Source organism: Syntrophales bacterium, assembly GCA_023228425.1.
GTDB lineage: Bacteria > Desulfobacterota > Syntrophia > Syntrophales > UBA2210 > MLS-D.
Window position 1 is genome coordinate 1 of sequence record JALOBE010000028.1, and the last position, 18,510, is coordinate 18,510.

Consider the following 18,510-nt stretch of genomic DNA (forward strand, 5'->3'; position numbering starts at 1 on the left):
AATGGCCTCTCTCCGGCGGTTGTCCCGGCCTACGTTGACCTGGGATACCACATCAGCCCCCGGAGAGAGGCCATTCTTTCTTTGATTTCGACAGCAATCACATCGACGAACAGGCCCGGCAGTTCCTTGACGCGCTTGCCGGCCTCCTCCTGACGGATCAGCCCGGTATCCGGGTCTACATCGCAGGACACACGGACAACCGGGGCTCCGAAGAGTACAATCAGGACCTTTCCATGCGACGGGCGCAGGCAGTGCGGTCCTATCTGACGGAACGGGGGGTAACCCCCGCCGACCGTCTTGTCCTGCGGTATTACGGAGCAACCCGACCATTGGCTTCCAACGGGAGCAGTGAAGGGAGAGCGAAAAATCGTCGCGTGGAGCTCATAGGTATCAAACGCTGATAATGTCCGGCAGGAAGCACAGTAACAGGGGCCGTCCCGTGCATGTGGTGTCAGAGACACACGAGGGACTTGTCCGGCTGATGCATTCTCCTTCGTTCTATCCTCACCATCCGTCCTCGGTCGAGCTTATCCAGACACACATATCCTATGTGTTCCTCGCGGGTAACCGGGTTTACAAGGTCAAGAAACCGGTGCGTTTCGACTTTCTCGACTTCTCTACCCTTGAACGGCGAAAACACTTCTGCGAGGAAGAGCTTCGCCTGAACAGGCGCCTGGCCCCGACTGTTTATGTCTCCGTGGAACCCATCACCGATGAAGGACCGGGGGGGCTCGTTCTGGGAGGAACGGGACCGCCGGTCGAGTACGCGCTTCACATGAAACGGCTTCCCGAAGAACGGATGCTTTACCGGCTCCTCGAGAGAGGATCGGCGGATCTCTCCGTCATGGATGCAATCGCGCGCCGCATTTGCGACTTCCATCGCGAGGCGGACACGGGCGGCGCAATCGACGCCCTCGGCGGACTCGATACGATCCGTCGAAACAATGACGAAAACTTCGAAGAAACCCGGTCCTATCGGGATGTCACCATTTCGGCGGCGGCCCACAGCTTCTTGAAAGACTGGGTCAATTCTTTTCTTGACCGCAACAGGGAGCTTTTCCACCGCCGCGTCAGAGAGCATCGCATCAGGGATTGCCACGGCGATCTTCACCTCGAACACATCTGCCTTGATGGCGATGACATCGTTATCTTTGATTGCATAGAGTTCAAAGAGCGCTTCCGCTACCTCGATGTGGCGGCCGAGATAGCCTTCCTTTCCATGGATCTCGGGAGCAAGGGCTACCACGGGCATGACCGTGCCTTCGTCGATGCCTACTTGCGTTATTCCGGAGACAGAGAAATACAGAAGCTGCTCAACTTCTACCGGTGTTATTTTGCCTTCGTGCGTGGGAAAGTGACGAGCTTCCGCATCGACGATCCCGCCACCGCAGAAAAGGACCGCGCCCGCATTGCCGACGAGGCCTCACAGTATTTCGACGGTGCCGTGCGATACGCCGCCCGGCTGGATACACCGGCCTTGCTGATACTGTCGGGACTCATGGGAACCGGGAAGAGTTCCCTGGCACGGCGGCTTGCGGACTCCCTCGACGCCGGGATCATTCGAACCGACGTCCTCCGGAAAGAAATGCTCGGCATTCAACCGGCGGACCGACACCACGAACCCTTTGGAAGGGGAATCTATTCCGACGAAATCTCCCGGGAAACCTACCACAGAGTCTTGGAGCAGGCCGGAGTCCGGCTCGCTTCCGGGGAAACAGTCATTATTGACGCCTCATTCCGGAAACAGGAGGAACGGGAGCGGGCCCGAGCGATCGCGAAACGGCAGGGAGCTGATTTCCTCGTTATCGAATGTGTCTGCCCCGAAGAGGAGATACGGGCCCGCCTTGACAGGCGGCAACGGAAAGGGAACGAGGCGTCCGATGGGCGATGGGAACTCTATGAGTCTCAGAAAAAAAGCTTTGAGCCCCTCAAGGATATTCTTCCCGGGGAACATGTCCTGGTCGACACATCCCGTCCGCTCGCGGACAGCCTGATGGATGCCCTTCGCCGGATCAGGAGGCTCGACAGGGAATAATCGCCCCCGGCTTCGGGATCGTCACGCGCCCTTGTAACGGGATGGTTCCATATACCTCTCAGACACCGTTTCAGGCGTCTGTTTTCCCGGCAAGCTTGCGCCTGGTTTCGTTGAGGAAATAACTGACCTTGTAGTCGAGGCCGAGGTTGGGATACTGCTGCTGAATCGTTTCAAAGCGGCGTTGCGCCGCTTCGTATTCTCCCCGCTTGTAATAGAAATGCCCCACGTAGAACTCGTGCTCCCCCAGCCTCCTGAGGCACTCCCTCAATTTCTGCTCGGCCATGAAGGAAAACCTGCTGTTGGGAAACCGGGCCAGCAGGTTTTCAAAGTCAGCCTTTGCCATGCGGGTTCTCATCTGGTCCCGGTCAACACCGAGCATCTGGTTGTAACTGCACATACCGACCTGGTACATGACATAGGGAATGTTTTCGTTCGTGGGACGCATTGCCGTAAATTCACGGTAGTTGGCTTCCGCCATGAGATAATCCCCGGCACTGAAATGCGAATCGGCAACGCCCAGTTCGGCGAGGGTCGCATACTGGCTGAGAGGGTACTCTTCCCTGAGCCGTGTGAATTGAGTGATTGCTTTCTTGTACCTCCCGGCCTGGTAGTATTCGATACCCGTCCTGTAAAGATCAGCCGGAGTGCCCCTCCCGGGAGAGGGACCCGAACCAAGCCATGACGGCATCCAGGCACACCCGCCTGTCAGGGTAAGAATCACAAGCAGCACCAGTATCTTGACGGCGCGCATCAGAACACCTTTTTCACGAAGGCTTCAAGACGATCTTTCGGAGCCATGCCCACCAGCGTATCCTGCTGTGAACCGCCCTTGAAAAGCATCAGGGTCGGTATGCTTCGTATACCGTATTGCGCCGCCGTTGATGGATTGTCATCCACATTCACCTTTGCAACCTTGAGCTTACCCTTGTAGTCTTCAGCGATCTCTTCGACAACGGGACTTACGGCCTTGCAGGGGCCACACCAGGGTGCCCAGAAATCGACCAGAACCGGGCGGTCCGCCTTGATCACCTCGGCATCAAACGTGCTGTCCGTAACGTGGACTACCTTATCCGTATCCGTCATTATCCTCAACCCTCCAATCTGATACTCTTTCTTTTACCACGGGTATTTCCCATATATCGCCAAAGGTTGTCAATTACTATTTATCGCCGACGCGGGACGTTCGCGGGACACCCGGAACCGTTCCCGCGGGGCCTCCCGTCACCTCAGGGGATCGCGACATCGAAAAACGCAGTCGTCTTTCGTGATTTCCAGCACCCGCTTCTCCCGGGCGCTGGCCCGGACCCGCCTGAAGAACTCTTCCACGATACCGTCGAGTCTCCCGGGATCGGTATCTAACGTTTCTTTAAACATGAGGGTTCGCTTTTTTAAAACATAATCGTAGCAATCTTCTATATGCTCCAGGGGAAACACGAGCCTGTTGGGATAGGGAATACGTTCTATTGTTCCAAAATAGTCTTTCAGGCGCTCTTCGCCGTTTTCCATGGAAAAAACTCTGAAGAGGCGGCTGATCGCCGGCTCCCGTCGGACTTCCTCTCCAGAGCCCGGCAGGGGTATGAGCCCGATAAGTTCCTTGAGAGAGTCCTCGGTGTGTGTAAGAGCGACAAAAACCCCGTCCCGGCTCAATATGCGGGAAATCTCGCCGATGAGGTGGGGAAAGAAATACAGGGAGTAACTGGCCGCCACGAGATCAAAACTGCCGTCGGCCATGGTCTTGATGAGATCAGCCTTTCCGGCGATAAAACGTCCCGACGAACCGGCATCACGGAGAATACGAAGAAAGCACGCGCGGTTTCCCTCATCGATCAGATCGATCCCCGTAATGTCCGCCTGAGGTCCCAGGCACCGGACCAGTTTCTCTGTAAAAAACCCGTAGGAACATCCCAGGTCGAGAGCCCTGACTGTACCCGTCACATCGAGACCGCGAAGGGCCACATCCCGAATGTCATCCCTGTTTTCCGAGTAACGCCTGATATGGCGTCTCTTACCGATGTGCTCGTCCACCGCCGTGTAGGTTCCGGCGATATCATCGGTTGAATAGATCGTTTCATCCTTCACTGGTTCACCTGCCGATGGTTCTGTTCCGCGTCCCATATATGTATGTATACTTCTACTACATTGTTGCCGCCGGTGACAACCCCCTCCGGCAGTAGGGCCGAACTCGAAAAAAAGTCGGGAAATGTCCGAGGACGGCTCTGTAAAAAGTTACGCAGACAGGGTGCGCACATCCTGAGGAATGAGGCGTACTGTGCGGTACGCCGCAGTGACGAAGGAGAGAGCGCAATCAGGCATCCGGCTATAGTGCCGGAGGCATGCCTCCGGTAACTTTTTTCGAAGCCGTCACTTTTGACAGAGCGTTGTTTATCTGCTAATTCGATGATGAGCCGGAAACACCGGGACAAGGAGGGATTTCACGGAAATGCTGGGCATTGTAGTCAGTACGGTCTTCCTTGAGGAACCGTTTTTACCGTCAATGGAACGGACGACCCTCGATACGCCCTTCGGCCCGGTCACAATTTTTCTCTCCGGGGAATATGCCTGCATACCCCGTCACGGAGCAGACCCGGAGAACCACATACTTCCTCACCTCATCAATCACCGGGCACACATGGCGGCATTACGAAACCTGGGCGTTACCGGCGTCATAGGCTTGAACTCAGCGGGATCACTCAAGAAAGACCTATCGCCGGGCACCCTTGTCGTGCCCCATGATTTTATCGCCTTGTCTCCGACACCCACCGTATTTGAGAATCGATACGCCCACACGGTACCCTCTCTCGATGAAACCCTTCGAGGCCGACTCGTAGCGGCCGCCGAATCATGCGGCGTAACCGGGCTTGTCCCGTCGGGGGTATACTGGCAGACAACGGGACCCCGCTTCGAAACGAAGGCTGAAATCGGCATGATGGCCGCTTTCACCGATATCGTGGGCATGACCATGGCAAGTGAGGCGGTCGTCTGCTGCGAACTGGGACTTCCCTATGCCTCCCTCTGCTCCATTGACAACTATGCCCACGGGATCATCGACCGGGAGCTTTCTGCCGAAGCCGTGCGTAAGGCGGCAGGCCTGAACGCGCGGTCCATGTGGAATATCACGCGGCGCTTGTCATAATCGTCGAGAAGGTTCGCCGGAATGGCCGGATCACCAATACTTATCGTCGAAGACGACATGAAGATCGCCCGGATCATGAAAGCCTACCTCGAAGGCGCCGGCTTTTCCGTTGCCCATCGCTCCAGAGGGAAGGAAGCACTGTCACTGGCGAAAGAAACAGCGCCGATCCTGGTACTCCTCGATCTCATGCTTCCCGGCATGAGCGGAGAAGAGCTCATCCAGGAACTCAGGAGCATCGGAGATTTTCCCGTCATCATGGTATCGGCCAAGGCTTCCGAGGAGGAGCGGCTCGCGGGGTTCGCCCTCGGCGCCGACGACTACATCGTCAAGCCCTTCAGTCCCCGTGAACTCGTCTGGCGTGTCAAGGCCGTCCTGAAACGATGGCAGAAAAACGATCTTTTTGAAACGAAGATTCTGCGTTTTAACGATGGCAGCCTCGTCCTGGACGGCGACTCCTATGAAGCCGCCAGGGATGGGGTTCCCCTCGATCTGACCCCCACGGAATTCAAGGTTCTTTTTACGCTGGCGCAATCACCGGGCGTTGTTTTCACCCGGGACAAGCTGGTCGACCGTGCCCTGGGATACCAGTATGAGGGGTACGACCGGACAGTGGATGCCCACATAAAAAACATACGCCATAAAATTGAACGAGATCCCAGGCATCCGGTTTTGATCACAACCATCTATGGCGTCGGCTACCGTTTTTCCGGCAAACCCGATGTTTAAAAAGCTTCGGACGAAAATTCTCCTGTCCCTCCTCGTCGTATCGTGCCTGTCTCCGGCTGCGGCGGTGGTTTTCCGTTTCATGGTGATGTCCGACTTCGAACAGTACCGGCAGGGAGAGACTCTTGACCGGGTCCAGTGGATCACGGCCGTCATCGAAGGAACCTACGAAGACGCGGCCGGATGGGATCGATATGCCGTGGCGGAAAATACGATCGGGGCCCTGATGATGGGCCTGGATGTCACCGTCATGGACCGGAACGGCACCGTCATCATGACCTCCCGGCAAGCCCTGGAAGACATATCCGAAACGATGCGCCGGAGGGTTGAAGGCGCCCTTTCCGCACAGCGTTTCGGGGCAGCCGTCCGAACCATGGATTTCCCGCTTTTTTCAGGGGGCGAGGAAATCGGCACTGTCGACATCGCCTTCATGGAGCGTGGGAAAGATCAGTTTTTTCTTGAACGGGCCGAGAATTTCCTGCTGGTGTCCCTGCTTTTGACAGCCCTGCTGGCCATCGTCATCAGCCTGGGACTCACACGGGGCCTGGTCCAACCCATCAACAGGCTGGCCGAATCGGCAAGGGCCATTTCCAGGGGCGACCAGTACCGAACGGTTGCCATTCCGGGGAAAGATGAAATCGCCTCTCTGTCGAGGGCCTTTAACCGGATGTCGGAAACGCTTGAACGCCAGGAACGCTTGAGGAAAAAACTCATCTCGAACGTGGCCCACGAATTACGAACTCCCGTCACCGCCATGAGGAGTGAACTGGAAGCCATGGCGGATGGCATCATACGGACCGATGAATCCACCCTGAAATCACTTCTTGAAGAAACGGGACGACTCACCTCCCTCATCGAGGGGATCGAGGACCTTTCCCACGCCGAGGCCGGCGCGCTTTCCCTCACCCGCGAAACGATTCAGCTCCGCTCTTTCATCGCGCACATTGTGGACCGGTTCAGGCCGCTCTTCAGCCAGGCCGGTGTCCGCCTTGATTTCGACTGCCATGAATCGGAGACGCTCCGGGCAGACCCGGAAAAACTCAGCAGGATTCTTGTCAATCTGGTAAGCAACGCCCTTCAGGCGACGGAACCGGGCGGCGAAGTACACCTGGAGGCCCGCCGGAAGGGGGACCGGACAATCCTGGTGATAGGGGATACGGGTTCGGGAATCGATGCCGAATCACTTCCCCATGTATTTGAACGCTTCTACACTACCGGGCAGGGAAGGCTCGGCCTGGGCCTTGCCATCGTCAAGGAACTCGTTGAGGCCCACGACGGACATATTACCGTGGAAAGCGAAGTGGGAAGAGGGACGACCTTCACTCTTTCCTTGCCTTCCCTTCACAATGTTTCATAATGTGTTCATTCTCTCTTCATATTCCCCCGGCAGAGTACCTGTAAAATCCTCACAGAGAAAGGAATGGAGAGATGTTGAAAAAAACAGTACTGATAACGGCAGCAATAGTCATGATGGGATTTCCGGCGGTTCAGACGTCCAATGCGGATCCGGGGCACACCCGTGGGCACCGAACGTCACCCCGCATCGAATGTTCAGATGAACAGCGGGCCCTGATGCATGAATACCGCGAAAAAAAGCAGGAACTGAGGAGTGAGCTGCGCAAGGACGATATCGACGGAAAGCGGGTCTCCGCCCTGATAAAGGAGTTAAAAGAAATGAGGGCGGCAATGGATCTGCCCGAGAGAACCCGTCCCGGCAGCCACAAGGGCGAAAGGACGAATCGGTCCCGGCATCGACACGGAACACGATGACACGCCGACGCTGATTCCCCTGTAACGGAAAGGCCCGTCGTCGCGATGATCATCGCGACGACGGGCCGGGAACCCGAACTATGAATAAAAAAATCCTGGTGTTCGTGGCGGCTTTTTTTTGTATCTTCTGCCTGCCGCCGCTCCAGGCGACCGGGCAGCCGCCGATTCCTCCGCACGGGAAGTTTCCCGGGAAACATCACCCGTACGGCGATTACATCCCGAAACGTCACAGGGATTACGGGGCAACACGGCTTGTGGAGAATGAAGAACAGGCACGAAAAATTCTGGAAGAATACTTCGGGGATCTTGACGTCTCAATCGGGTCACTGGAACGAAAACGGGGATTCTTCCGGGCGGAAATCTTCGATGCCTCGGGCGACCGTATTGACATTATCATCATAGACAGGCGAACGGGAAGGATCCGTTCCATTTTCTGACCCCGGACGCGTGAAACTTATGGTCACTTCCGACGGAACATTTCCGGGCTGTGGGGTCGTCCCCTTGTTTCCCGCAAGGAATACGATGCCGCCGAACCTTCAGTTGACTTTTCCGCTATCGTTATTATGTTTAGAAAAACGAAACCCGAAAGGAAACGTCACATGTTCAGTGTAACAGATAAAGCTGTTGAAATGATAAAGCAACTTTTCACGGGCAGGGACGAAAAACCCTGTGTCAGGGTCTACCTGAACGCCGGCGGCTGAGGCGGGCCCTCCCTGGCGATGGCTCTGGATGAGCCGCGCGAGACCGACAACGTCTACACAAAAGATGAACTTACCTTCGTTATGGAAACCGGCCTTCTCGAAGACGCGAAACCCGTCACCATCGATTTTATCGAAACAGAGTGGGGTTCCGGCTACAACATATCATCGAGCCTGTCGGGAGCCGCCGGATGCGGATCCTGCCGCTGCTGACATGATATCCGGTTCACGCGGGATTCCCGGCAGGGATCGGACTTTCCTGTGAAGGAACAGGCTTCCAATGGACAGGAGTGATTACTACAGCGTGCTGGGGGTCGATCCCTCGGCCTCCGAACAGGACATCAAGGCGGCGTACCGGAAGGGCGCTCTCGCCCACCATCCCGACCGGAACGGAGACAATCCTCAGGCCGCCGAAAAAATGAAGGCGCTCAACGAGGCATACGCCGTACTGTCCGACAGGTCAAAACGCAGTGAATATGACGCCCTCAGGCATCGTTACGGTCCAGGTGCCCATGATCGTTTCCGCCAATCCTGGTCGCAACAGGATATTTTCAGCGGATCGGACATTCAGAGTGTTTTTGAGGAACTCTCGAGGGCTTTCGGACTTCGGGGATTTGAAGAGCTGTTCAGACAGGGAAACGGTGCCCAGTGGCGGACCTTTACCTTCGGCAGTTCGCAAAACCCCGGACAGGGATTTGTTTTCACGGGATCCTTCGGGACGGGCCATCATCCCCGCCGGGGGAGTGTTTCCGTCCAGTCACGGGGCGCCGCCCGGTTTGCAAGCCACATTTTCAGAAAAATGACCGGTATGGATCTCCCCGTGGCGGGGGCCGACATCAGAGACACCCTGCGAATAACCCCGCGCCGGTCGGCCGGAGGGGATACCGTCAGGTATTATATCAGGAACCGTGATAAGGATGTCCTTATCAGCATTCCCCCGCAGGTGAAGGACGGACAGCAGATGCGCCTCGCGGGAATGGGTGAGGAAGGATCGGGGGGAGCGCCGCCGGGGGACCTGTACTTGACGGTGAAAATCAAGAAACCGCTGCTCGAGAAAGCGCGTTCGTTTCTGTCGTTCTTCACCTCGTAGGCCGCGCCGGGACGGACAAGCGGGCGGAGACCCTGCAAGAAAACGGTGCCGAGGCTTTTCTGAACACCGCGGCACCGTTTCCTGTTTCGTGATCCGCTTCTCTTACAGGACCTTTACGTTGACGGCCGCCGGCCCCTTCGGGCCCTGTTCGATTTCGAAGCTTACCCGCTGGTTCTCTGAAAGGGTTTTGAATCCGGTACTCTGGATCGCGCTGAAATGTACAAAAACATCTCCGCCGTCATCTTTCTCGATGAACCCGAACCCCTTCTTTTCGTTGAACCATTTTACCGTTCCTTCTGCCATCATTGCACCCTCCTCACTGGTATATAAAAGCCGGATCGCTTTCTTGAACTAAGAAAAAAACCACCATTGCTTGCGACAAGCATGGTGGTTCACTTCTTACATCAAAACGACGAAACCCAACTTTTTATCTCTGCTTCCTCTGCCGGGGGCAAAAAATACTGTGTATACACGGTACGCACCATAAACTGAATTTATGACAAAGTCAAACTTTTTTTGCATATTTTTATACGGGAAAAAGGACAGGGGTGTTGAATTCCGTTCAGAGAAGTTCACTTTTTTATGTGGACACAGAAAGGGCCCTCTGATAGGTAGGGAAGCGTGAACGGCACCTCCTGCCCCATACCAGACAGGGAAACCTGCTACCGGATCATGGTGGACACGGCCATGATGGAGCATATTGCCGCCCATTCTATCCAGGTCTGCCGTGTGGCCGCGACGCTTGCGGACCTGCTTGCCGACCGCGGCATTATCCTCAACCGCAGCCTGGTCGTCGCGGGTGCGCTTCTCCACGACATAACCAAAAGCAGAAGCATCGAAACAGGGGAGAACCATGCTGCGACGGGGAGCGAATTTGTCCGCAGCCTTGGATATCCCGAGGTGAGCCGTGTTGTCGCCCAGCATGTTCGACTGGTTGAACAGGCAGACGGCACTCCTGTCCGAGAAGAGGAAATCGTTCACTATGCCGACAAGAGAGTCATCCATACCCGCATCGGCTCTCTGGCCGACCGACTCCGGTATATCATGGCGCGATACGGTACGGACCGTAACCGCAGGAACATGATCCGTTCCCTGTTCAGGCAGTGCCTCCGTGTCGAGGAGAGGCTGTTTTCGCATCTCGACTGTACCCCGGAAGACCTGGCGGATCTGGTCTTTCCCGTTGAACAGGCCCGTGAATTGGCTGCGTACCGGGATATGTACCACAAAAGCGTGCGGGAACGGGACTCGGCACCAGGAGAGCCGTAGCGGTACCGGCCATGAATATACTTCGTTATCTGTACGACGCAGAGTACCTCTCGGCAGCCCTCGGAGACGCTCACGTCGCTGTTCTTATCGTCATAACCCTGGCCGGCATCATCGTTCTTTCCAAGGGCGCGGACTGGATGATCGACGGCGTCGTGTCTCTGGCATTGAAAACCCGGATTCCCACCATTGTCATCGGCGCGACGATCTTGTCCCTGGGCACGACCACCCCTGAAGCTTCCGTGTCTGTCATGGCCGCCTGGATGGGTGACGGCGGACTTGCCCTCGGAAACGCCGTCGGTTCGATTATCGCGGATACGGGTTTGATCTTTGGTCTCACCTGCATTTTTGCCGTTACTCCCGCGGACCGGTTTATCCTCAACCGTACGGGCTGGGTACAGGTGGGCACGGCTACCCTCCTGGTGGTGTTTGCCCTCGCCTCCTGGTACCGAAGCCCCGCCGAACCCACGCTGTATCGTTGGGTAGGCGTGATCTTTCTTGTCATGCTCATGGCGTACATGGCACTTTCCGTCCACTGGGCTCGTCGGAGTTCCGCGGTCATCCCGGCGGGAGGCGGGACCGAACCGCTGAAAACGATGGACACCCCGAGATCCTGGATTCTGATCATCCCGGGCCTCGTTCTCGTCCTGGCGGGCGCCAGGGTACTTATTCCCTGTGCCACGGAAACGGCCTTCCGGGTCGGTGTTCCCAATGATGTCATAGCCGCCACCATGGTGGCCCTGGGAACTTCACTCCCGGAACTCATGACGGCCATAGCCGCCGTTCGCAAGGGACATCCGGAAATAACGGTGGGGAACATCGTCGGCGCCGACGTCCTCAACTGTCTCTTCGTTATCGGTGCCTCAGCCGCCGTGAGTCCCCTGTCTATTCCACCGACCTTTTTCATTTTTCACTTCCCGGCCATGCTTGTAATCCTTTATTCCTTCCGGTTCTTCATCTTCATGAACCGGGACGGCACCTTCAAACGGTGGCAGGGAATCTGGCTGCTGTCCATCTATCTCGTGTACGTGACGCTTCAGTACGCCTTCAACCTCGGCGGCCCGTAGCGGCCGGGGTTCAACAATAGACGGTTTCTATCCCGTAGCGCTCCTGGAGCCGTTCATCGAGTCCCCGGCGGTCACAGGCGAGGGCTTCAGGAAGACAGTCCAGGATGTCCCGGGCTGTCATACCGTCCTCCCCTTTTTTCAAAGCCGCCAGGTCTCCCGCGAGACCGTGGATGAATACGCCTTTGGCAACGGCTTCGTCCGGCGAAAGTCCGAGACCGTGCATGGCGGCGATGGTTCCCGCCAGGACGTCGCCCGAGCCGGCCGTGGCCATTCCCGGGTTGCCCGTCGTATTGATGAGGACCCTTCCGTCAGGAAGCCCGATGAGGGAGTGGGCACCCTTCATGACCACAACAGCCTTCAGCTCGGCGGCGGCCTGCCGGAGGCACCCGATCCTGTCGGCTTCTATCTCGTTGACTGATTTTCCTGTGATCCTGGAAAATTCTCCGAGATGGGGAGTGAGAATCGTGGATGAGGTTCTGCTTTTGAGAACGCCGGGATCACGGCAAAGCGCCGTTATGCCGTCGCCGTCACAAAGAACCGGTTTCCCTATACGGGCCGCCAGGTCAAGAACCAGGCGCTGTGTTTCATCATCAAGAGAAATCCCCGGCCCGATGATAACCATGTCCGCCTCGTCCGACAGGTTCAGCAGGGCCTTCGCGTTCGATGCGGCTATGCTTCCGGCGGCGGTTTCTTCCTGGGGGACAAAGACAACCTCGCTCCCCTGCGTGGCAAGGGAAGGAATGATGGATTTCGGAGCCGCCAGACGTGAATAGCCGCCGCCCGCGCGAAGAAAGGCCAATGACGAGTAGAGGGGCGCCCCGTAATAGGCCGCGGCGCCGGCAATAAAAAGGGCTTTCCCGAAATCGCCCTTGTGCCCCGCCGGGTCGCGAGTCGGCAGGACCGGCGGTTCATTCAGGGCGATCTTCAGCGATTCCCGTGAGTAGTGATCGGGCGGAAAGGAGATATGGCTGAGGAAAAGCTTTCCGCCCAGGGCGTATCCCGGATAGAGGAGATTGCCGATTTTCGGCAACCCGTAGGTGACCGTGCAGGATGCCCTGACGGCGGTTCCCATGACCGCTCCCGTGTCACCGTTGACGCCCGACGGAATGTCGACGGAGAAAACCCGCTTCCCTGACGCGTTCACAGCATCGATGAGGTCGGCGTAGCCGTCCCGGACCGGGCGGTCTATACCGGTGCCCAGGAGAGCATCCACAACGGCGTCACACTCTTCGAGAAGGGGAAGCACCGACGAAAGACCCTCAAAGATCACCCTTTGAAGGGGAAGATTTTCAATCACGCGCAGGTTGCGGGCCGCGGCACCGCGGTATTTCGAGGAGTCAGCCGCGATGATGACCCGGGGAAGAGCACCGGCGGACAGGAGTTTCCGGGCGATAACGAAGCCGTCTCCCCCGTTGTTTCCCCCACCGCAGACCAGGGTGATTGTTCTCCCCGCAAGCCGACCAAGCTCACGGGCCATGACGGACACGGTCGCTCCTCCGGCATTTTCCATGAGGAGCATTTCGTCTATTCCGTACTGTTCGACGGCCTCCCGGTCAAGTCCTCTCATTTCAGAAACACGGCATATCTTCATGGCTACCTCCGGAATCCGCGATTGTTCAGAGCCGTTGTTATCTATACGGCAGGAATGACAACAAAATCAAGGCTCAAAAGCGGGATCGCCCCGATGGCCTGTGCCGGGGCCTTGACCTTCCGCCATTCCGGCACTATAAGGGTTCTTCATCTCATCTCGCGGCAGGTGCCGGATGCTTGACAAGGAACCCTCAACCATGGGGGGCTTGTTTGACGGGATCGCCCCCACTTACGACAGGCTGAACAGGATCCTGTCACTGGGCATCGACCGGTCCTGGCGGAGGGCAGCCGTGCGGGAGCTTGCCATCGAAGACGGCGACACCGTCCTGGACGTCGCCACCGGAACGGGAGACCTCGCCATAGCGGCCCTTTCGGGCGCATCCTGCCGGATCGCAGGGATTGACCTGTCCCGTGAAATGATTGCCGTCGCGTCACGGAAAAGCAAGTCACGGGGTCATTCCCGGCGGGCCCTTTTCCTGATCGGCGATGCCCTCTCGGTACCTCTGAAAAGCGGATCGATTCATCGCGCCATGGTCGCCTTCGGTATCAGAAACATGAAAAGCCCCGACGGGTTTTTCGACGAACTGCGCCGGGTGCTCGTTCAGGGAGGGCGGGCGATGATCCTGGAATTCGCGCTTCCTGAAAACCCTCTCCTGCGCGCCCTGTACCTGGTCTATTTCGCGAGGGTTCTCCCCCTCATCGGCGGGCTCCTGTCGGGAAACCGCGACGCCTACCGGTATCTGACGGAATCGGTTCTCGATTTTCCTTCTCCCGCCCATTTGTTGCTCATGATGAACCGGCACGGATTCGGGGTTATTATGTCCCGACGGCTCTTCCCCGGCATTGTTCACCTTTTTGTGATTGAAAAGCAACCCGGACGGTTTTCAGGGCTCGGGGACATCAAAAACGAAGGCCTTTCAGGACACTCCCCGGGATGCACGAGTCCGCCTCGATTGCACCAGCCGCGACAGGCGGATCAGTTCAGCCACGCTCCAGGCCTGGGCGATGCATCCTGAAGGACGATGAGGTTCGTCGCCGTCAAAAACCTCCGAGACATGCCCCAGACCCGCATCCTGGAGATGGCCTTCGAATTGTGAAAGAATGGTTCTGAGAGTCTTCCGGGCCGCGGCCTTATTTTCCGCCGTTTTCAACAGCGCCTCTCCGTAATGCCCCAGGAGCCAGGGCCAGACTGTTCCCTGATGATAGGCCCTGTCGCGGGACGCCGCGTCTCCTTCGTACCTGCCCCGGTACCGGGGATCCCGGGGCGACAGGGTGCGCAATCCACAGGGGGTAAGCAGCTCGTCCGTCACCTTCGCGACCACCTGTCGGGCCCGCTCCCGGTCCTCGAGGGGCGAACAGGGAAGAGACACGGCGAAAATCTGGTTCGGTCGCACCGATTCATCCCGGGAACCGTCGGTGGTGTTGCACACATCGGCAAGGTAGTTACCGCCCGGTATCCAGAAGAGATCATTGAAGGACTTCCTGGTTTTCTCAATCAGGGAGGCCGCGTCGAACCCCGGATCCATGTCCAAAGCCCGCGAAACGTCCCTCATGAAGGACAGGGCGTTGAACCAGAGCGCGTTGATTTCCACGGGACAGCCCCCCCGGGGAGTAACGGGAACACAATCCACGACCGCATCCATCCAGGTAAGCTGGGTCGTCGCGTCACCCACGGTGACAAGCCCGTTTTCGAGAAGCGCCGCAGGGGCTGCGCTTCCATCCCGGTACCGGGACAGGATGTCCTTCATGACTGGCCAGAAAAACCTTTTGATAAGCCCCATATCGCCGGAGGCCTCCACAAGTTCCTGAAGGCACCAGAAATACCAGAGCGACCCGTCGGCCGAATTATAGGCGTTTTCCCCGGAGCGGTCAGACAGGCAGTTCGGTATCAGGCCATTTCTCCGAAGGCGCGCCATGGCCTTCAGAATCTCAATGCCTTCACGGATCATTCCCCGGCGGAAGGTCAGGCCGGGAAGACTGATAAGGGTGTCACGGCCCCACACGTAGAACCAGTGATACCCGGCTATGACCGATGGTGTCCCGGCAGCGTCTTTCACCAGGTAAGAGTCCGCCGCTTTGCCGAGGCAAGCCGGGAGATGGTTCCGGTCCCCGGCGCGTTCTTCCCGGGACCGCCGCCTGCGCCGGCGGCGCTGAATCTCCCGGGTCCACAGTCGCCCGGAGTCCTCCACCTCGTCCAGGGAAAAGGAAAGTATTCTGGAGGTTCCCGGTTCCATCCCGCACTCCAGGATAGCGGGCATCAGGAGGTCTTCACGGAAAGGAAACCCCCGCTTCATCTCCAGGAGATACTCGAAGTTCCGGTACCAGAAGGCCCCCGGCATAACCCTCATCGCTCCCCCGGTTCCCACGTGCAGCCCGGGCATGGCGGCATAGGGCGCGATGGAAAATCCCCTGTCGGACATCTCCAGTTCGGTTCGGAAGAAGGGATTCTCCTTCGACAGCTCGTGAATCCCCCTGAAGGCCAGCAACGGCTTGACCCTCAGAAGGATCGGTCCGGAACCGCTCCCGTATCGATACCGGACCAGCAGCGTGTTCATGCCCCGGAGAAGCAGGATCTCCTTCTCCATACCGACGGCACCCGCCCGGTACAAGAATCTCGGGTGGCTGTCCATTGAAAAACGAGCGAAGGCCTTGAGTTCCCCGGGAACCAGCACCAGGGGATACTGGTGCATCGAAAGACTGATTTCCTTTCCGCCTGTGATGATTGAATCTTCGAGCTTCGAGAGGAGGACACACCGGCCGCCTGACCCGGGCAGACGGCAGACGAGAAGGCCGTGATATTTCCTCGTGTTGCAGTTGAGAATCGTGCTGGACGCGTATCCGCCGCGGCCGTCGGTCTCGATCCATTCCTTCGACAGCGCACTGTCCAGGGTCAGTCCCCGCATGGTGAGTTCCATCGCTGAAGGCCTCTCTCGCGCGTCCGGGTCCGGAGGGCCGTGATCCGGCCCCTGCCCGTGAGCCTTTTACGCCAGAATACTCCGAAGACACCCGTTTCGCAAGACCGACCGGAAGAATCCGCCCTGTACGAGCCTGGAGGAAGATGGTCCCGTCACTCGACGATTTCCAGGACCGCCTTGCGGTTCGACCGCGATGAAACGGCATTCAAAATGGTCCGCATTGATTTCACCGTCTGCCCCTGTTTCCCGATAATCCGCCCCCGGTCTTCCTTGGCTACCGTCAATTCATAAACGGACACATTCTCTCCGGCCATTTCCGAAATCTCCACCAGTTTCGGGTTACTCACCAGCGCCTTCACCATTGTCCTGATCAGATCTGTCATGACACAACCTCCTTGTGTATTCAGAATTGATGGTTCCGTAAAAAGTCCAAATTTTCCAAAAGAAGCTTTGTAACGCATTGGAAATATTGGGCTCGATTTTCAAAATTCGCTATTTTTCGACTTCTGCGTACCATGAGGAGCAAGTATGTGACATCATTAAGTACACAATTCCGGAGATGGGAGCAGCGTTGCCTTAAAAGTCAGGAAAGCGTCTGATAGAGGGCGGCTTAGTAAAGAGCTCCCCGAGGCACGGCGCGCACATCCTGAGGAATGAGGCGTACTGTGCGGTACTCCGGAGGCGAGCCGGGGAGCTTTGTACGAAGCCGTCGGAATTGTGACCGCGACAAGCACCTTCCCGCTTCAATATCCGCTGGTGGCGCCATTCCGCAACGACGGAACTATACAGGAACCCCCGGACATGGCAACGCCTGATTATGCTGGAATTTCTGTCACGAAAAAACAGTAGTTTGCAGCGCTTTTCAAATGGAGCACAACATCACTCCCGCCCCAGGGACAGCAGCATCGTCCTCAGGTTTGTCTTTGTGTGGCACAATCCCAGCTTGCTCCTGATCTTGTAGCGATGGTACTCCACCGAGCGCCTGGACAGTCCCAGTCTCTGAGCGATTTCAAGGGTTTTAAATCCCTGCAGGATAAGAATGGCCACCTGGCGTTCCTGTTTCGTCAAGGTGTATCGGTTCAATGATATGTTTTTCGTAAAGGGCGATATAATCTCGCAAAGATTGATCCTGACAAGATCGACAAGGGAGTTTGTCCTGTCATCGCCGTTATGGAGCTGTATCTGTCTCAGCAGGGGAAAAATATTTTCATGAACGTTCAATAACACGTTCTTCCCGACTTCCGTGACAGCGTCGTCCCTGTAACTGTTCATCCAGCGATGGGCCCTCTTCATGGTTTCAATGTGACTCGATTTCAGCAGCGCTTCTTTTTCTTTGTGCTTTAACATGATCACCGTTTCCCGCAGCTCTCTCTCGCTTTTGCGGAGGTCCTCCCGGACCTTTTTCATGGCGCTCACATCGCCGGCCAGGAGAAGTGCGGCCGGTTCCCCCTGCCAGATAATCCTGATCGCCTTGACCTCCAGCCACCGGACCCGGCCTGACCTGTCAACAATCCGGTGATTACAAGTACCTTTGACAGTGCCCGATCCCGCCATGAAAAGGAGATGCCGTCGGTGAACCAACTTCCGGTCACGGGGGTGTATAATGCGCGTCAGGGGAGCCCCATGAAGTTCCCGTCGCGAGAAACCGGTTATCTCCAGAGCTCCCGGATTAGAAAAACAGATGTGGCCTTTCTGAACGACGCACATGGATCCATGGGCGTTATCGACGAACAGCCGGCATATTTCATCGGTTGTCGTAACGACGGGGCAAACCGGGTTCTCAACCGCTTTCATTCCACGTCCCTCCTTCAGTATTTTTGCGTTTTCCCTGAACAGTCGCATGACACCTGCCACAGAGACACTGTTTTTGTCAACAACAACGCGGCTCGGAAGAAGCCCTCCGGTACCGGGTTCCGGAGGCATCCCCCGCCCGGGGATGTCAATTTGGCTCTTGCCCGATGGTGCATTACGGTGTAGTAATATGGGTTTAACGCTGATGAACCCGTAAAAAGGGGCCGGAACCACCGGATGATGAACTCGTAAAGAAGTCGAAAAACGTCCGATGGAGGGAGGCTTTGTAAGTGGTTGTCGGCCGGCCGGGGCGTACGAAGACTGACGGTCCCGTAAAAAGTCGAAAAACATCTGGTTGAGGATGGCTTCGTAAAAAGCTCCGCAGGCAAGGCGCGCAAATCCTGAGGAATGAGGCGTACTTAGTGGTACGCCGCA

Annotated in this window: 20 protein-coding genes; 12 read left to right on the forward strand and 8 right to left on the reverse strand. The window is 57.0% G+C overall.

What is annotated here, in order from left to right; all coding sequences use genetic code 11:
• Positions 1-101: 101 nt before the first annotated feature.
• Both M0Q23_09540 and M0Q23_09545 read left to right on the forward strand, forming a co-directional pair.
• Positions 102-401, forward strand: a complete 300-nt coding sequence (locus tag M0Q23_09540; protein MCK9528856.1) for an OmpA family protein — start codon at positions 102-104, stop codon at positions 399-401.
• 80 nt (positions 402-481) lie between these two features.
• On the forward strand, positions 482-2,035 hold the full coding sequence (locus M0Q23_09545; protein ID MCK9528857.1) for an AAA family ATPase: 1,554 nt from the start codon (positions 482-484) through the stop codon (positions 2,033-2,035).
• Between the two features lie 70 nt (positions 2,036-2,105).
• On the opposite strand, the gene M0Q23_09550 is transcribed toward M0Q23_09545, so the two are convergent.
• The 3 genes from M0Q23_09550 to M0Q23_09560 form a co-directional block, all read right to left on the reverse strand.
• The gene (locus M0Q23_09550; GenBank protein MCK9528858.1) at positions 2,106-2,786 is read right to left on the reverse strand and encodes an outer membrane protein assembly factor BamD; all 681 of its coding nucleotides are present in this window, start codon (positions 2,784-2,786) and stop codon (positions 2,106-2,108) included.
• Complete coding sequence (trxA, locus tag M0Q23_09555; GenBank protein MCK9528859.1) at positions 2,786-3,118, reverse strand: thioredoxin TrxA; 333 nt, start codon at positions 3,116-3,118, stop codon at positions 2,786-2,788. The genes M0Q23_09550 and trxA overlap by 1 nt, the downstream gene beginning before the upstream one ends.
• Before the next feature lie 138 nt (positions 3,119-3,256).
• Positions 3,257-4,114 (reverse strand): class I SAM-dependent methyltransferase, encoded by an 858-nt coding sequence (locus M0Q23_09560; GenBank protein ID MCK9528860.1) that lies wholly within the window; start codon positions 4,112-4,114, stop codon positions 3,257-3,259.
• Positions 4,115-4,475: 361 nt separating this feature from the next.
• Here M0Q23_09560 and M0Q23_09565 point away from each other — a divergent pair, with 361 nt between their 5' ends.
• The 7 genes from M0Q23_09565 (at position 4,476) to M0Q23_09595 (ending at position 9,449) form a co-directional block, all read left to right on the forward strand.
• The gene (locus tag M0Q23_09565) at positions 4,476-5,168 is read left to right on the forward strand and encodes an MTAP family purine nucleoside phosphorylase (protein ID MCK9528861.1); all 693 of its coding nucleotides are present in this window, start codon (positions 4,476-4,478) and stop codon (positions 5,166-5,168) included.
• 21 nt (positions 5,169-5,189) lie between these two features.
• On the forward strand, positions 5,190-5,894 hold the full coding sequence (locus tag M0Q23_09570) for a response regulator transcription factor (GenBank protein ID MCK9528862.1): 705 nt from the start codon (positions 5,190-5,192) through the stop codon (positions 5,892-5,894).
• Positions 5,887-7,248 (forward strand): HAMP domain-containing histidine kinase, encoded by a 1,362-nt coding sequence (locus tag M0Q23_09575; GenBank protein MCK9528863.1) that lies wholly within the window; start codon positions 5,887-5,889, stop codon positions 7,246-7,248. Before M0Q23_09570 ends, M0Q23_09575 begins: the two co-directional genes overlap by 8 nt.
• Positions 7,249-7,319: 71 nt before the next feature.
• Complete coding sequence (locus tag M0Q23_09580; GenBank protein MCK9528864.1) at positions 7,320-7,661, forward strand: periplasmic heavy metal sensor; 342 nt, start codon at positions 7,320-7,322, stop codon at positions 7,659-7,661.
• Between the two features lie 80 nt (positions 7,662-7,741).
• Complete coding sequence (locus tag M0Q23_09585; GenBank protein ID MCK9528865.1) at positions 7,742-8,098, forward strand: hypothetical protein; 357 nt, start codon at positions 7,742-7,744, stop codon at positions 8,096-8,098.
• Between the two features lie 282 nt (positions 8,099-8,380).
• A complete protein-coding gene (locus tag M0Q23_09590; GenBank protein MCK9528866.1) occupies positions 8,381-8,572 on the forward strand; it encodes a hypothetical protein in 192 nt (63 codons plus the stop codon).
• 67 nt (positions 8,573-8,639) lie between these two features.
• Positions 8,640-9,449, forward strand: coding sequence for a DnaJ domain-containing protein (locus M0Q23_09595; GenBank protein MCK9528867.1), 810 nt, complete (start codon positions 8,640-8,642; stop codon positions 9,447-9,449).
• A 102-nt stretch (positions 9,450-9,551) separates the two neighbouring features.
• Here M0Q23_09595 and M0Q23_09600 read toward each other — a convergent pair whose 3' ends face one another.
• Positions 9,552-9,752: a cold-shock protein gene (locus tag M0Q23_09600; protein ID MCK9528868.1), complete on the reverse strand. Its 201-nt coding sequence runs from the start codon at positions 9,750-9,752 to the stop codon at positions 9,552-9,554.
• Between the two features lie 318 nt (positions 9,753-10,070).
• On the opposite strand from M0Q23_09600, the gene M0Q23_09605 reads away from it, so the two are divergent.
• Together M0Q23_09605 and M0Q23_09610 are read left to right on the forward strand one after the other, a co-directional pair.
• The gene (locus M0Q23_09605; GenBank protein MCK9528869.1) at positions 10,071-10,715 is read left to right on the forward strand and encodes an HDIG domain-containing protein; all 645 of its coding nucleotides are present in this window, start codon (positions 10,071-10,073) and stop codon (positions 10,713-10,715) included.
• Between the two features lie 11 nt (positions 10,716-10,726).
• Positions 10,727-11,779, forward strand: a complete 1,053-nt coding sequence (locus M0Q23_09610) for a sodium:calcium antiporter (GenBank protein MCK9528870.1) — start codon at positions 10,727-10,729, stop codon at positions 11,777-11,779.
• Positions 11,780-11,789: 10 nt separating this feature from the next.
• Here M0Q23_09610 and M0Q23_09615 read toward each other — a convergent pair whose 3' ends face one another.
• Positions 11,790-13,370 (reverse strand): NAD(P)H-hydrate dehydratase, encoded by a 1,581-nt coding sequence (locus tag M0Q23_09615; GenBank protein MCK9528871.1) that lies wholly within the window; start codon positions 13,368-13,370, stop codon positions 11,790-11,792.
• A 172-nt stretch (positions 13,371-13,542) separates the two neighbouring features.
• Here M0Q23_09615 and M0Q23_09620 point away from each other — a divergent pair, with 172 nt between their 5' ends.
• Positions 13,543-14,385, forward strand: a complete 843-nt coding sequence (locus tag M0Q23_09620) for a ubiquinone/menaquinone biosynthesis methyltransferase (protein ID MCK9528872.1) — start codon at positions 13,543-13,545, stop codon at positions 14,383-14,385.
• Here the strand turns inward: M0Q23_09620 and M0Q23_09625 are convergent.
• The 3 genes from M0Q23_09625 to M0Q23_09635 all read right to left on the reverse strand — a co-directional run bounded on the left by M0Q23_09625 (position 14,287) and on the right by M0Q23_09635 (position 18,078).
• The gene (locus tag M0Q23_09625; GenBank protein ID MCK9528873.1) at positions 14,287-16,284 is read right to left on the reverse strand and encodes an amylo-alpha-1,6-glucosidase; all 1,998 of its coding nucleotides are present in this window, start codon (positions 16,282-16,284) and stop codon (positions 14,287-14,289) included. The two genes, M0Q23_09620 and M0Q23_09625, sit on opposite strands and share 99 nt — an antisense overlap.
• Before the next feature lie 152 nt (positions 16,285-16,436).
• On the reverse strand, positions 16,437-16,667 hold the full coding sequence (locus M0Q23_09630; protein ID MCK9528874.1) for a KH domain-containing protein: 231 nt from the start codon (positions 16,665-16,667) through the stop codon (positions 16,437-16,439).
• 496 nt (positions 16,668-17,163) lie between these two features.
• Positions 17,164-18,078: a PAS domain S-box protein gene (locus M0Q23_09635; protein MCK9528875.1), complete on the reverse strand. Its 915-nt coding sequence runs from the start codon at positions 18,076-18,078 to the stop codon at positions 17,164-17,166.
• Positions 18,079-18,510 lie beyond the last annotated feature (432 nt).

Excerpts from the sequence above, each read along its gene's own strand:
- M0Q23_09545 (MCK9528857.1), top strand. The coding sequence starts at position 482 with ATGCATTCTCCTTCGTTCTATCCTCACCATCCGTCCTCGGTCGAGCTT.
- M0Q23_09550 (MCK9528858.1), bottom strand. The coding sequence starts at position 2,786 with ATGCGCGCCGTCAAGATACTGGTGCTGCTTGTGATTCTTACCCTGACA.
- trxA (MCK9528859.1), bottom strand. The coding sequence starts at position 3,118 with ATGACGGATACGGATAAGGTAGTCCACGTTACGGACAGCACGTTTGAT.
- M0Q23_09565 (MCK9528861.1), top strand. The coding sequence starts at position 4,476 with ATGCTGGGCATTGTAGTCAGTACGGTCTTCCTTGAGGAACCGTTTTTA.
- M0Q23_09570 (MCK9528862.1), top strand. The coding sequence starts at position 5,190 with ATGGCCGGATCACCAATACTTATCGTCGAAGACGACATGAAGATCGCC.
- M0Q23_09575 (MCK9528863.1), top strand. The coding sequence starts at position 5,887 with ATGTTTAAAAAGCTTCGGACGAAAATTCTCCTGTCCCTCCTCGTCGTA.
- M0Q23_09580 (MCK9528864.1), top strand. The coding sequence starts at position 7,320 with ATGTTGAAAAAAACAGTACTGATAACGGCAGCAATAGTCATGATGGGA.
- M0Q23_09585 (MCK9528865.1), top strand. The coding sequence starts at position 7,742 with ATGAATAAAAAAATCCTGGTGTTCGTGGCGGCTTTTTTTTGTATCTTC.
- M0Q23_09590 (MCK9528866.1), top strand. The coding sequence starts at position 8,381 with ATGGCTCTGGATGAGCCGCGCGAGACCGACAACGTCTACACAAAAGAT.
- M0Q23_09595 (MCK9528867.1), top strand. The coding sequence starts at position 8,640 with ATGGACAGGAGTGATTACTACAGCGTGCTGGGGGTCGATCCCTCGGCC.
- M0Q23_09600 (MCK9528868.1), bottom strand. The coding sequence starts at position 9,752 with ATGGCAGAAGGAACGGTAAAATGGTTCAACGAAAAGAAGGGGTTCGGG.
- M0Q23_09610 (MCK9528870.1), top strand. The coding sequence starts at position 10,727 with ATGAATATACTTCGTTATCTGTACGACGCAGAGTACCTCTCGGCAGCC.
- M0Q23_09615 (MCK9528871.1), bottom strand. The coding sequence starts at position 13,370 with ATGAAGATATGCCGTGTTTCTGAAATGAGAGGACTTGACCGGGAGGCC.
- M0Q23_09620 (MCK9528872.1), top strand. The coding sequence starts at position 13,543 with ATGCTTGACAAGGAACCCTCAACCATGGGGGGCTTGTTTGACGGGATC.
- M0Q23_09625 (MCK9528873.1), bottom strand. The coding sequence starts at position 16,284 with ATGGAACTCACCATGCGGGGACTGACCCTGGACAGTGCGCTGTCGAAG.
- M0Q23_09630 (MCK9528874.1), bottom strand. The coding sequence starts at position 16,667 with ATGACAGATCTGATCAGGACAATGGTGAAGGCGCTGGTGAGTAACCCG.
- M0Q23_09635 (MCK9528875.1), bottom strand. The coding sequence starts at position 18,078 with ATGAAAGCGGTTGAGAACCCGGTTTGCCCCGTCGTTACGACAACCGAT.